Raw genomic sequence first — 12311 nt, 5'->3', positions numbered from 1 at the left:
TCGGCGGGCGCCCCCGTCGTCCCCCCACCCCGGGGGTCCCCGGCCCCCCACCCTGCCCCCCCGAACCCAGGGCGCGGCGGTAATTTGCACCGGGGGGGGGGGCCCCCCCGGGGCCCCCCCTTTCCCGTGCCGGGGCCTCGGCGGGGCCAGGGCCCGTTCACATTAAGGACTGTCGTCCATCGGACATTAAGCTTCACGGGCGTACCTTCGTCGCGCGAGGGAGGCTCCGTTGGCGTTCTGGACCCTGGTCCGTCGGTTGTTCGGCAGTCGCGCGGCGAACGTCGCGCCGATCTTCGCTCTGTGCGTCATTCCCATGGCGGCGGCGGCCGGCGCCGGGATCGACTACAGCCGGGCAGCCTCGGCCCGCTCGCACATGCAGGACATCGCCGACGCGGCAGCCCTGCGGGTGATGCGCGATTCCCAACTGCGCATGGACCAGCGGCGCGACCTGGTCCGCACCATCGCGCAATCGCAATGGGAGCCCTTCCAGCGCGAATTCGGCGACCTGGACTGGCAGGCCCGCATCGAACCCGAGGAGGCCGAGATCACGCTCGACCTGGCGGTGCCCACGGTGCTGATGGGCCTGGTCGGGATCGACGAGATGCCGGTCGAGGTGTCGGCGACGGCGCGCGCACAGACGCGGGGCCTGCCGCTGTGCCTGCTGGTGCTGAACCGCACGGCCAAGGACGCGGTGCGCAACGCCGGCGCGGGCGCGATCTCGGCGCCGGATTGCCGCGTGCACATCAACTCCTCGAACAGCAACGCCCTGCACCTGGGCGGGGGTACGACGTTGACCTCGGCCGAGAACTGCATCGTCGGCCAGGTGAAGCTGAGCGGCGGCTCGACGTATTCGCCGCTGCGCCTGCCCACGTGCCAGCCGATGGACGATCCCTTCGCCAACATCTGGCGACCGACCTCCAACGTCTGCGACTTCACCAACCGGAGCGTGACCGGCAGCGGGGTCCAGGTGCTGACGCCGGGGACCTATTGCGGCGGCATCACCATCAACATGAATGGCGGAGCCACGGCTCAGTTTCAGCCCGGCGTCTACCGCATCCTCGGCAAGTTCTCCTTCACCGGCAGCGGCCGGATGGAGGGGCAGGGGGTCAGTTTCTTCCTCGATGGCTCCGGTTCGGGCCTCGATTGGACCGGCTCGGCCGGGTACACCTTCACGGCCCCCACCTCCGGCCAGTCGGCGGGCATCCTGATCAGCCTCAACCCCAACGCGACCTCACCCCTGGCGTCGAGCACCATCACCGGCAGCGGCCGCAGCAGCTTCGACGGGGTCATCCACCTGCCGCGCCAGAAGCTCCTGATCCGCGGCTTTGAGAGCGTCGATCTGGCCTATGGCTTCGCCCTGGTGGTCGACACGATGGAGTTCTACGGGCGCAGCTCGCTGAACATGCGGCCTTCGCCAGTGCCCATCCCGGCTGGTGTCTCGTCGACCAGCGGATCCCCCTACCTGGTGCGCTGACGCTGGCACGGGGCTTGCTCCTCGGCGGCCAGAGGCCCCATGCGAGACGAACCGATACAGTTAAGCGACCGCCGGGTACCAAGGCACCGCGTCCGGGCCCCCGGGTCGCTGCTGTCCGATCCCGAGGTGGCGGACGTCGTCTATAGCTTCCTGCGCCTTCCCCCCGGCGCGACCCGGCGAACCGCGATCCGCCTGGTCCGGGCGCTGGACACTGGGGCTGAAACCTCTACTGGATCTTAGTCTTCATCGATCGTAGAGCCTAGTGACATTGTCGATGGCATGTTTGGAAATCATCCATTTAGCATAAGCGATAACTTTATCTTTTAAATATACTTCGAAAAGCTATGTTATGAGAACGCTGATATCCTGATGCTCTCTTAGAATGGGAGGGCGAAATGGTATCAGCGATTTCCGGTAACGCTTCCTCGTTGACTTACTCTGCGGTGAAATCGGTCCGCAAGGTGGAGGAGAAAGCTGTCTCGTCTTTGAACAAGGCCGAGACGAAGGTCGCAACCGAGTCCGCCAAGCATGGCGACGACTCAAAGCAGGCTCAAAAGGCGGCGGACAAACTCGAGCGGGCGGAAGCCAAGGCGACCGCGCAGCTGGCCAAGGTGGGGTCAAGCCTTCTTTCGACCCCCGCGGCTGTCAACACGCTGGCGGTACAGGAGAGGGACTACGTCTCCCCGCAACGGAGCGAGCGGGCTGAGGTCGCCTCGGCACAGGCTGGCCTCCCTGGGGTCAGCCAGGGCGTTTCGCGCGCGCAGGATTTGGGCCAGGGGGTCGTCACCCCGGGGCAGGGCGGTTCGTCGGGCTCGGGAAATGGTCGGGCGCTGGGACGGGTCGATGGGCTCGGGGACGGCGCCGGTCGCGGCTTGGCGCTCGGCCGCCAGGTTCTGGAGATGCGTCGGGACTGGCTCAATCCAGCGCGCGCGCGACGGGCTTCACAGGCGCGTAGCGCCATCACCTGGACGCCCGAGCCCGCTAACCGGTTCTCGACACCGGCCTTTGGCGAGAACCGCTCGGTGGCCCAGCCACGCACGTGGCGCTCAAGCGACATCGCTCTCAGCGTCCTCTCGCACTGGGCGGCAATCCGGCCGTCGCTGATGCAATCCTCAGCAGGAGCGAGATCGGGGCACGGGGCCTACCAGAGGGCGCAGGACTGGTCTCATCCCTGGCGAAATTCCGCCTTCGACAGGACCGCTTGACCTCAACAAGGGGGCGGCATGTAGGTCGCCCCTACCGCCCCGCCATCTCCTCCGCCTGGCGCTGCATATCCCCCAGGTTCATCCGCATCCCGGCGACCTCGACGTCTCCCGGCCGCCAGCCCTCCGGACAGGCGCCCTGGTAGGTCGCCTCCGTCGTGATCTCCGAGGTGCGGTTGAGCGCGGCGATGGGGGCGCCGGAGGTCGTGGTGGTCGCCTCGACGCGGTAGGCGGTCTGGAGGTCGCCGGTCATGGTCCCCTCCGTGCGGGTCTCGCCGCCGGTGGGCAGGGCGCAGCGGCTGGAGAAGGTCCAGCCGTCGCCGGTGCGGGCCATGGACTGTTCGCAGTCGCCGGCCGAGGCCTGGCCCGAGGTCGGGACGGGGTTGGTCGCCGCGCTCATGCAAGCGCGGCTGGTGACCGTATTGCCGTCGGCGGTCATCACGGTCTGCCACAGGCCCTCGCGGACCTGGGCCTCGACGGTGTCGGCCGGGTTCGAGGCGTCGGCGGCCGCAGACGCGGCGTCCTGGGCGGCGTCCGGGGCGTCGGCGGGGGCCTGGGCCTCGTCGGCCGGCTGGCAGGCGGCCAGGGACACGGCCAGGACGCTCACGACAGTCAGGGTTCTCATCGCCAATCCTCCCAATCGAACGGCCGTGCATCATACCGATTTCGTCAGGAACGGGCAGGTGCTTGGCGGCGGGGCCGGGGACATGCTTAAGCTATGGCCTCTGGGGCTTTTTCAACATGGGGAGTTGGGACATGCGTGGGCGTTGGATGACGGGGGCGGCCGCGGCCGTCGTGACCTTGGCGCTGGCCGGCGGGGCGATGGCCCAGCAGCAGATCGCGCCCTATTCGACGGTGAGCGGGCGGCTGGAGACGCGCGATCCCGTGTCGTCGACCGGCGGGCGGTTCGACCGCTATCGCCTGACCGCGCGGCCGGGCGAGCGGGTCGTGCTGACCATGCGCTCCACCGACGGGGCGATCGATCCCTATCTGCAGATCGGCCGTTCGCTGCCGGGCGGACAGTTCCACGAGCTGTCCTATGACGACGACGGGACCGGCTCGCTGGACTCCATGCTCGACTTCATCGCCCAGGAGGGCGGGGACTATGAGGTGCGCGCGACCAGCTTCAGCAGCGACGACTACGGCCCCTATACGATCGAGCGGGCCGACTATGCGCCCTCGGGCGGCGGCGGCGGGTACGACCCGACGATCAACAGCCTGCCGATCCGCGTCTCGGGCATGATCGACAGCCGCGACCCGGTGGACGGCGAAGGGCGCTACTATGAAGGCTATCGCTTCACCCTGCCGCAGCAGCGCGTGGTGCGCATCCGGCTCGAGTCCGACGACATGGATCCCTATGTGATCCTCGGCTTCGTCGATGCGTACGGCCAGTACCAGAACCTGTTCTACGACGACGACTCGGGCGGTTCGCTGAACTCGGAATTCTACTACCAGTCGGTCGCCGACGACGTCTTCGAGGTGCGGGCCACGACCTATGGCATCGGCGGGACGGGGTCCTACCGGCTCTATGTCGAGGACGTTTCGACGACGGCGGACGGCGGCCTGCCCTCGGGCGTGGCGGTGGGCGGCTGGATCACCGAGACCGACAACCCGGGCTATGGGCCGAACTTCGAGTACCGCGCCTTCTACGCCCAGGCCGGCCAGCGGGTGCGGGTGCTGCAGCGCTCCAGCGAGGTGGACAGCTACCTCTATGTCGGCCGCTGGATCGACGGGGCCTTCCACGAGATCGCGCGCGACGACGACTCCGGCGGCGGCGAGACCGGTCTGGACAGCGAGATCAACTTCATCGCGCCGGTGACGGGCCTCTACTACGCCAAGGTCTCGACCCTGTCGGCGGGCGAGACGGGTCTCTTCAGCCTGCAGGTGGACATCTATTGAGACGGGGAACCCTGATCGGGCTGGCCGCGGCGATCGCGGCCGGCCCGGCCCTGGCGTCGGGGGCTCCCGGCGCCGGCGGCCCGCCCGCTGACGGCTCGGTCTGGACCCGCATCAGCATGGACCAGGCGCTGGAGCTGATCGCCGAGACGGGCGCGACCGTGACCGACAGCGGGGTGTCCGACGAGGGCTTCTCGATCAACATCCAGTATGCGAGCGGCCTCTACGCCTTCGTCGACGGGCGGGAGTGCGAGGGCCTGGGCGCGCGCATGGTCTGCGCCGAGATCGAGACGGGCGGCGTGTTCACCGCCGACGACGAGGCGCACGCCCTGAGGCTCGAGCGCGAGCTGAGCTACATCTGGGTGGCCGACCACGCCGAGGGGAACGAGCTGACCGTCTGGCGGCGCGACTGCCTGCACGGCGGGGTCACGCGTGGCCAGGTGCTGCACTGGATCACGGTGATGGAGGAGCAGCTCGACGCCGTCTCGCGCGCTATCTGGCCGGACGAGGGCGCCTCGGTCGGGCCGCGCAACCAGCCGGTCGAGACCTAGAGCGAGCGCGCCGCGATCTGCTTGAGGGTCTCGGCCTTGGCCGGGAGGTCCTCGGCCATGCGCGAGGCCAGCTCGCGCGCGCCGACCGGATAGGCGTCGCCGCCGCCGGCGATGTCGCGGGCGAGGCGGGCGGCTTCGCGCAGGGTGCGCTCCAGCTGTTCGATCTCCTCGACGGCGAGGGCGCGGGCTTCCATCTGGAGCCGCTTGACCCGCTCGGCGGTGGTCTCGGGCGCCTTCATCAGCTCGTAGATGCCGGACTCCGGCGTCACGAGACGCAAGTTGGTCTTGTCCTTGGTGCGCGGGCCTGAACGGGTCATCGGTCCTCCTCCAGGAAGGCCAATGCGCGAATCGGGCGGCGTGTTCCGGCCAGGGAGGGTGAACGCGCCCGCGACGGTCAGCCGTGACAGTCCTGCAACAGAGCCGGCCGTGGCTCTAGCCGTGGCAGGTGTCGAACTCCTCCTTGAAGCGGGCGGTCAGCTTCGCCTGATCCTCGTGCTTCTCGCGCAGCTTGATGAACCAGGAGCTCTCCTCCTCGAACATGTGGGTCAGGACGGCCCCTTCGATGTGCTCCCACTTGTCCTTCCAGGCGTCGGAGGAGGGGGCGATGTTCTCCAGCTCGGCCATCTGCATCTTGGCGGTGGTCTGTTCGGTGTAGGCGTGGCCGGCGTGAAGCTTCTCGCCGCACTGGGCGAGCGCCGGATAGAGCACCACCTCCTCGGCGAGCGAGTGCGGATTGAGGATGCGGCCGAGCCGCTTCATGGCTGCGGTGCGGTCGGCGGCCGAGCGGGCGGCGCGGCCCTCGGCGAAGCACTCGCGGATCTCGTCGTGGTGATCCAGCGCGACCGACAGCCAGTCGCCGGGCGAGCCCAGGCCCCGCGCGGTCTGGGTCGCCTCGCGGCGCTTCTGCTCGGGCACGGGCGGGGTGATCTTGCCCAGGACCTTGTCGATGACGGACATGTGGCTGGCTCCTTGGAATGTGCGGAGCCAACCGGGGGGAGGGGGTGGGGGTTCCCTACGGAAACCGCTCCGCCGCCCCGTCGGGCAGGCCGGCCCAGCGGCGCCATTCCTCGCGGTGCAGGGAGGCCATGATCCAGTCCATCTGGCCCAGCGGCTTCAGCGAGCCGTCCTCGTTCCACAGTTCCCCGGCCCAGGGATGCTCCAGCTCGGCGGCCCGCGCCCGGTCCCGCGCCGCCGTCTCGGGCCCCATGTGCTCGGCCCGCCAGTGGTAGAGGAAGGCCACCTGCCACAGGGGCGCCCCGTCCATCTCCTGGCCGGTCATCAGCCGCGCCAGGTCCCGGGCCAGCTCCCGCACCTCGGCCAGGCGCATCTCGTGCTGGTCCCATTTGGCCTGGGCGTAGCGGTCCCAGCCCTCGACCGGCTCCGGCGCCGGATCGGCGGCCTCGCGCCGCCGCCAGCCCTCCGCGGCCCGCCGCCGCCAGACGTTGGCCAGCCCCACATTGTACCGCCGCGCCACCGAGGCGGCAGTCTCGCCACCCTCCCACGCCCGCCGCACCTCGTCCCAGGTGTCCTGCGACCGGATCTTCCGCGCTGTCCCTTCAAGCATGCCGGCAGGCTAGGGGCGGGGTGCGGCAGAGGCGGTCGCAGCTACTGCCCCTCCCGGTCCCGCGCGTTCCGAGCCATCCCCGGAAACGCCGGCAGCCAAGGCTCCCGGCGGATGACCCAGTTCTCATAGGTCGGGGTGAACCGGCCCGGTTCGTCCACCGCCTCCAGGTGGACCTCGATCTCCTGCCCGAAACGCGCGAACACCGAGCCGCCGCAGGTTGGGCAGAAACACCGCCCCCGATACGCCCGCGTCTCGCCCTCGACCGCCACCGCCCCATCCGGAAAGATCGCCGCCGCATAGAAGACCGCCCCATGATGCTTGCGGCAGTCCAGGCAGTGACAGATCGCCACCCGGTCCGGCTCGCCCGAGGCGCTCACGCGAACGGCGCCGCACAGGCACGAGGCGGTGGTCAGGGTAGGGCTCATGGGCGGGGAACGCGGCGGGCCGGCTACCGCTCCCTTCTCCCCTTGCGGGAGAAGGTGGCCGAGCGCAGCGAGGTCGGATGAGGGGTCGCGCTGAACCCTCCGCTCCCAGCCTCGCCGCCGCACTCAGATTGACAGGCTGGCGCGACGATGGCCATCCGTCAGCCTTCGGCTGCCACCTTCTCCCGCAAGGGGAGAAGGCCCTAGCTGCGACGATACGTCCCCCGCCCGTTGAAGGCCAGCCACCCCCGGTCCCTCAGCGCCTGCCGCTGCTGTCTGATCTTGGGCCGCACATTGTTGGCGCCCGGATAGAGCGCCGCCAGCGCCGCCTCGTGGGCGTAGACGTCGGTCAGGGTGAACTCGGGGCGGCCTTCCCCTCCCCATTTAAGGGGGAGGGGGACCACGGAGTGGTGGAGGGGCGCCTCGACGGCCCGCATGACGGAGAGCAGCCAGCCGCGGGCGCTCAGGCTGGCGTCGGCCAGAAACAGGGTGGAGCGCCAGCGGACGGCGCCTCGGCCTTGGGTGTGAGCAGGCCGCCCGCGATCAGCGGGATCGCCCCGCCGCCGGCACCCGGTCGATCAGGATGTTGCAGCCCTGCCAGCCCGGCGCGCGGCGCGGTCGGCGACCCCTATCGAGAGAAGCGCCTTGACGGCATTCCATTGTGGCATATATTCCAATTTGTCATCACGTCGTGATGGGTAATGTCAAAGCGCTGGAAATCAGAATTTAATAACCAACTACCCGAAACCAGAAGCTCGGACCCAGGAACCTTCAAGGACTAATGTAATGCCCAGCAGAAACAATAATTTGGCCGCGTGGCCCACAGGAGCGTTCGTATGTCCCGGTGGACGGTTGAGGTCGATGAAGACCTACTGACGGAACTGGACCAATGGTCCGAAAAACAGCAACTCGAATTGCTCGCCATACAGCAAAGGCTGAATCGTGGCGGGCCAGACGCGTTAGGCCTCAACCAGGCCGAGTTGGAAGGTGTGCCCCCTTGGGGCAGCCTTGCGTCGCAGATCAGCCTGCAAATCCCGGTTGGCCTACCGTCCGGGTGGAGGCTGCTGACTGTCGAGGTTCAGCCAAACTTCAGGATCGTAATCGTAAGTTTGGAGTGAACGTGGCGCGGAAGGGCGCAGGTGATTTGATGTCCGAAAGGAAATCCCGGGCTTGGAAGCCCAAGCTCACGGCGAAGCAGCAAGCACACGTAGATGCGCTTGATGTTGAGATTGGTCGTAACGTTTCCCTCCTGCAAGCGCTACGCAAACAGGTGGGACTGTCCCAAGCTGAGCTGGCCAGCATACTGAAGACGTCGCAGTCAAACGTGTCCAAGCTTGAGGGGGGCCGGCAGGTCCCGATCGACGTCTACAGGAGGCTCATCGAAGCGAAGGGCGGAACGCTAGAAGTGGTGGCGAAGATCGACGGTAAGGAACTTGTCCTGCCCGTTTAACCCTCCTTGCGGACGCTTCTAGCGTCAGTGGCCCCAAAGCCGCGAATGGCGGCTAAAGCGATTTCCGCGCGGACGGCCTAGCTCGGTGCGCAGGCATGGGCACCAAGGGAACCCTCTCGTCTCGCCGAACGAATTGCGCCCTGCTACGCTCCGCTTCGGAACCAGGGACAGGCGACGTGATGTCAGAAGTGAACTTCCTCCAGCCGGGCAACGAGCAGCTCCGAAACCAACTCAATGGCATCATCGACAGCTACAGCCACGAATGGGATCTCCTAGCAGAACTTTGCCAGAACGCGATCGACTCGATCAGCCGCCAGAGGCCGTCTCGGGGCAAAGTCACCATCGACCTAGACGCCCCGGCCAGACGCCTCGTCGTTGAGGACAATGGGACCGGGATCCACCCTGATCGACTTGCCCATCTGCTAAGCCCGTTCTCTACCGACAAGTCCAAGAGCGACGATCAGATCGGTCAAAAAGGCGTCGGCGTTACGTTTGCAATTTTCTCAAGCAACTTCTTCCGCATTGGGTCGCGCCACACTGACGGCGACAGAATGGCCTCGATAAGCAATGCCAATGCCTGGCTCGATAAAACCGATGAAGACCCTCTGCTACTAAATCTTGAAGAAACGAAGCATCACTCAGGACCTACAGGTGTGCGGATCGAACTGCACCTGAGCGATCCCGAGCATCCGATCCTTAGTCTGAGCTTCGACCAACTCCTCTTCGTGCTCCGTACCAGAACGGCGCTAGGTAGCACCTCCCATATTTGGGGTGAACCATATGACGGCGACTTTAGGGTCAGGCACGTCGACAGGGGTGGGGCTTTCAACGAGGATGATTTTGCCTGCAAATATCTATTGCCGACGGCTGGCTTGGGGCCCGACGAGTTTATCAATGTGTCGGACTACGAAGTCTGGCGCACAGAAAAAGATCGAACCGATGTTGATAAGCGTCGCAAGCTCAAAGGGAAGGTCATAGTCACCAGTGGATCTTACCACCACTCTGGACGGACTAATCGTTTCTGGGCCTGCTTTGCGCCAGACCGAGGCGCTTGGGCCAAGCTATCATCCTTTTTCCGGAATTTTACGGTCGATGAGAACGAGGCAATCGAGCAAGGCGATACCACCAGCGAAAACCCCTATCAGTTCCGTCCCGGGCTCTACGTATCCACGAAGGGTATGCCAACGGGAATAAGGCTTGAGCTAAACACGCGGGGGTCGGCCGGCTATGTGGCGAACTATTTCATACTGATTGAAGATCCATCACTAAATTTCGATATTGGCCGAAAGTTTATTCCCGGTCGTCTACAGGGTTCGCTGCGGGATAAGGCGGGGGCCCAGTTCCGAGAATTCATCAACGAATTCGTAAAGTACGTGAGCGGACGTGTCGATGGGCCTAACCCTAAGTGGGAGAGGGACAAGACATTTGCGCAGATATCTAAGCTGCCAAATCTCGACTCAACACTAAGTGCGTTCATCAAGCGTCCTGATGCACAGGAAGCAACCGTCGCAGCGATGTTCTACGAACAGATAGGCGCTGAGAATGTCAAAAATTTCCGTCCGCTTGTAAGCGGATATAAGGACAGATATGACCTCCATGCGAAGTGGTACGATCGAAATGTCGTAGTGGAGTTTAAATACAACGTTCGAGGGTTGCTCAAAGATTTCGCCGACGAGCGTAAGATGTTTGACGAAATCGATGCCGTCGTAATTTGGGATGTTGACGAGCTGGACCACAAAGAAGTAGCCCGTCGGGGATTGGAAATTCACCCTATAGCAAAAAGCGCTCTTTCATCCGACGAGCACTTCCCGCTGGCGACGCACCAGTTGACCTTATCCGGCGTCAACCCGATTGATATGGTGCTGATGCGGAAAGTTCTCAGGCCGGATGAGTAGAGTGTTGTAAGGGTGTTCTAAGCTCCCATCATATCCTTCGCGAATTCCAGATCCATCGCCTTCATCCGCTTGATCTCGTCCCTCAGCCGGGCCGCCTCCTCGAACTCCAGGTTTGAGGCCGCCTCCCGCATCCGCGTCTCCAGGTCCTTGAGCGTGGCCTGGAAGTTGGAGCCGACGAAGGGCTTGGCGTCTTCGGCCAGGCCGCGGCTGGTGAGACGGTCGAGTTCGCGGGACTCGTAGGGGCTGGCGAGGATTTCCTTGATGTCGCGCTTCACGCTCTCGGGCGTGATGCCGTGCTCCAGGTTGTAGGCCTGCTGCTTTTCGCGCCTGCGGTTGGTCTCGGCCATGGCGCGTTCCATGGAGCCGGTGATGCGGTCGGCGTAGAGGATGACGCGGCCGTCGACGTTGCGGGCGGCGCGGCCGATGGTCTGGATCAGGCTGGTTTCGGAGCGCAGGAAGCCCTCCTTGTCGGCGTCGAGGATGGCGACCAGGCCGCACTCGGGGATGTCGAGGCCCTCGCGCAGCAGGTTGATGCCGATCAGCACGTCGAAGGCGCCCATGCGCAGGTCGCGCAGGATCTCGATGCGCTCGAGCGTGTCGACGTCGGAGTGCATGTAGCGGACGCGCACGCCCTGTTCGTGCATGTATTCGGTCAGGTCTTCGGCCATGCGCTTGGTCAGGACCGTGACCAGGGAGCGGTAGCCGCGCCGGGCCGTGTCCTTCACCTCGGCGATGACGTCGTCGACCTGGTTGGCCGTGGCGGAGGTGACGGGGCGGACCTCGACCGGCGGGTCGATCAGGCCGGTGGGGCGGATGACCTGCTCGACGAAGACGCCGCCGGCCTGCTCCAGCTCCCAGGTCTGGGGGGTGGCCGAGACGTGGATGGTCTGGGGCCGCATGGCGTTCCACTCGTCGAACTTGAGCGGGCGGTTGTCGATGCAGCTGGGCAGGCGGAAGCCGTATTCGGCCAGGGTCGATTTCCGGCGGTAGTCGCCCCGGTACATGCCGCCGATCTGGCCGATGGTGACGTGGCTCTCGTCGACGAACAGCAGCGCATTGTCCGGGATGTATTCGAAGAAGGTCGGCGGCGGCTCGCCGGGCGCGCGGCCGGTCAGCCAGCGGCTGTAGTTCTCGATGCCGGCGCACGAGCCCGTGGCCTCCATCATCTCCAGGTCGAAGCGGGTGCGCTGCTCCAGCCGCTGGGCCTCGAGCAGCTTGCCGTTCTCGATCATCCAGTCGAGCGTCTCCTTGAGCTCGGCCTTGATGCCGGTGATGGCCTGATTGAGGGTCGGCCGCGGCGTGACGTAGTGGCTGGCCGCGTAGACGGTGATCTCGTTGAGCTCCGCCGTCTTCTGGCCCGTCAGCGGATCGAACTCCGCGATCGACTCGACCTCGTCCCCGAACAGGCTGACGCGCCAGGCGCGGTCCTCCTGGTGGACCGGGAAGATCTCCAGCGTGTCGCCCCGTTTCCTGAACATCCCCCGCTCGAACGCCGCGTCGTTCCGCTTGTACTGCAGCGCGATCAGGTCCGCCCTCAGCTTCGCCTCATCAATGCGATCGCCCACGCGCAGCGTGAACGTCATCGCCGTGTACGTCTCGACCGAGCCGATGCCGTAGATGCAGCTCACGCTGGCCACCACGATCACATCGTCCCGCTCCAGGATCGCCCGCGTCGCCGAGTGCCGCATGCGGTCGATCTGCTCGTTGATGCTACTATCTTTCTCGATGTAAGTATCTGTTTTTGGTACATAAGCTTCTGGCTGGTAATAGTCGTAATACGAGACGAAATACTCGACCGCATTGTCCGGGAAGAAGGCCTTGAACTCGCTGTAGAGCTGGGCGGCCAGGGTCTTGTTG

Annotated in this window: 13 protein-coding genes; 6 read left to right on the top strand and 7 right to left on the bottom strand. The window is 65.6% G+C overall.

What is annotated here, in order from left to right:
- The first annotated feature begins 229 nt into the window (after positions 1 to 229).
- Complete coding sequence (locus tag Q0M60_RS06130) at positions 230 to 1474, top strand: TadE/TadG family type IV pilus assembly protein (RefSeq protein ID WP_296817304.1); 1245 nt, start codon at positions 230 to 232, stop codon at positions 1472 to 1474.
- A 395-nt stretch (positions 1475 to 1869) separates the two neighbouring features.
- Complete coding sequence (locus tag Q0M60_RS06125) at positions 1870 to 2679, top strand: hypothetical protein (RefSeq protein ID WP_296817301.1); 810 nt, start codon at positions 1870 to 1872, stop codon at positions 2677 to 2679.
- A gap of 31 nt (positions 2680 to 2710) precedes the next feature.
- On the opposite strand, the gene Q0M60_RS06120 is transcribed toward Q0M60_RS06125, so the two are convergent.
- On the bottom strand, positions 2711 to 3301 hold the full coding sequence (locus tag Q0M60_RS06120; RefSeq protein ID WP_296817298.1) for a DUF3617 family protein: 591 nt from the start codon (positions 3299 to 3301) through the stop codon (positions 2711 to 2713).
- A 131-nt stretch (positions 3302 to 3432) separates the two neighbouring features.
- Between Q0M60_RS06120 and Q0M60_RS06115 the strand changes: the two genes are divergently transcribed.
- On the top strand, positions 3433 to 4575 hold the full coding sequence (locus tag Q0M60_RS06115; protein ID WP_296817294.1) for a hypothetical protein: 1143 nt from the start codon (positions 3433 to 3435) through the stop codon (positions 4573 to 4575).
- Positions 4572 to 5123 carry a hypothetical protein gene (locus Q0M60_RS06110; RefSeq protein ID WP_296817291.1) on the top strand — a complete coding sequence of 184 codons (552 nt, stop codon included), beginning with the start codon at positions 4572 to 4574 and terminating at the stop codon, positions 5121 to 5123. Before Q0M60_RS06115 ends, Q0M60_RS06110 begins: the two co-directional genes overlap by 4 nt.
- Here the strand turns inward: Q0M60_RS06110 and Q0M60_RS06105 are convergent.
- The 5 genes from Q0M60_RS06105 to Q0M60_RS06085 all read right to left on the bottom strand — a co-directional run bounded on the left by Q0M60_RS06105 (position 5120) and on the right by Q0M60_RS06085 (position 7513).
- Entirely contained in the window at positions 5120 to 5440 is a 321-nt protein-coding gene (locus Q0M60_RS06105) for a hypothetical protein (RefSeq protein WP_296817288.1), read from the bottom strand. The two genes, Q0M60_RS06110 and Q0M60_RS06105, sit on opposite strands and share 4 nt — an antisense overlap.
- Positions 5441 to 5555: 115 nt before the next feature.
- Entirely contained in the window at positions 5556 to 6080 is a 525-nt protein-coding gene (locus Q0M60_RS06100; RefSeq protein WP_296817286.1) for a hemerythrin domain-containing protein, read from the bottom strand.
- Positions 6081 to 6135: 55 nt separating this feature from the next.
- Positions 6136 to 6687, bottom strand: coding sequence for a hypothetical protein (locus tag Q0M60_RS06095; RefSeq protein WP_296817283.1), 552 nt, complete (start codon positions 6685 to 6687; stop codon positions 6136 to 6138).
- 41 nt (positions 6688 to 6728) lie between these two features.
- Positions 6729 to 7112, bottom strand: a complete 384-nt coding sequence (locus tag Q0M60_RS06090; RefSeq protein WP_296817281.1) for a GFA family protein — start codon at positions 7110 to 7112, stop codon at positions 6729 to 6731.
- Between the two features lie 200 nt (positions 7113 to 7312).
- The gene (locus tag Q0M60_RS06085) at positions 7313 to 7513 is read right to left on the bottom strand and encodes a hypothetical protein (protein WP_296817279.1); all 201 of its coding nucleotides are present in this window, start codon (positions 7511 to 7513) and stop codon (positions 7313 to 7315) included.
- A 716-nt stretch (positions 7514 to 8229) separates the two neighbouring features.
- Here Q0M60_RS06085 and Q0M60_RS06080 point away from each other — a divergent pair.
- Entirely contained in the window at positions 8230 to 8559 is a 330-nt protein-coding gene (locus Q0M60_RS06080) for a helix-turn-helix transcriptional regulator (protein ID WP_296817277.1), read from the top strand.
- 179 nt (positions 8560 to 8738) lie between these two features.
- Positions 8739 to 10454 carry an ATP-binding protein gene (locus Q0M60_RS06075; RefSeq protein ID WP_296817275.1) on the top strand — a complete coding sequence of 572 codons (1716 nt, stop codon included), beginning with the start codon at positions 8739 to 8741 and terminating at the stop codon, positions 10452 to 10454.
- A 17-nt stretch (positions 10455 to 10471) separates the two neighbouring features.
- On the opposite strand, the gene uvrB is transcribed toward Q0M60_RS06075, so the two are convergent.
- Positions 10472 to 12311, bottom strand: a 1840-nt coding sequence (gene uvrB, locus Q0M60_RS06070; protein ID WP_296817273.1) for an excinuclease ABC subunit UvrB, incomplete at its 5' end; no start/stop codon positions are given.

Source organism: Brevundimonas sp., assembly GCF_024711105.1.
Classification (GTDB): domain Bacteria; phylum Pseudomonadota; class Alphaproteobacteria; order Caulobacterales; family Caulobacteraceae; genus Brevundimonas.
Note: the sequence above shows the minus strand (reverse complement) of the source record. Positions and strands in the feature narration are given on the sequence as shown.

Bases quoted from the DNA above. Each gene is read 5' to 3' on its own strand.
- Q0M60_RS06105 (WP_296817288.1), bottom strand. From the start codon at position 5,440: ATGACCCGTTCAGGCCCGCGCACCAAGGACAAGACCAACTTGCGTCTC.
- Q0M60_RS06090 (WP_296817281.1), bottom strand. From the start codon at position 7,112: ATGAGCCCTACCCTGACCACCGCCTCGTGCCTGTGCGGCGCCGTTCGC.
- Q0M60_RS06100 (WP_296817286.1), bottom strand. From the start codon at position 6,080: ATGTCCGTCATCGACAAGGTCCTGGGCAAGATCACCCCGCCCGTGCCC.
- Q0M60_RS06075 (WP_296817275.1), top strand. From the start codon at position 8,739: ATGTCAGAAGTGAACTTCCTCCAGCCGGGCAACGAGCAGCTCCGAAAC.
- Q0M60_RS06120 (WP_296817298.1), bottom strand. From the start codon at position 3,301: ATGAGAACCCTGACTGTCGTGAGCGTCCTGGCCGTGTCCCTGGCCGCC.
- Q0M60_RS06115 (WP_296817294.1), top strand. From the start codon at position 3,433: ATGCGTGGGCGTTGGATGACGGGGGCGGCCGCGGCCGTCGTGACCTTG.
- Q0M60_RS06125 (WP_296817301.1), top strand. From the start codon at position 1,870: ATGGTATCAGCGATTTCCGGTAACGCTTCCTCGTTGACTTACTCTGCG.
- Q0M60_RS06095 (WP_296817283.1), bottom strand. From the start codon at position 6,687: ATGCTTGAAGGGACAGCGCGGAAGATCCGGTCGCAGGACACCTGGGAC.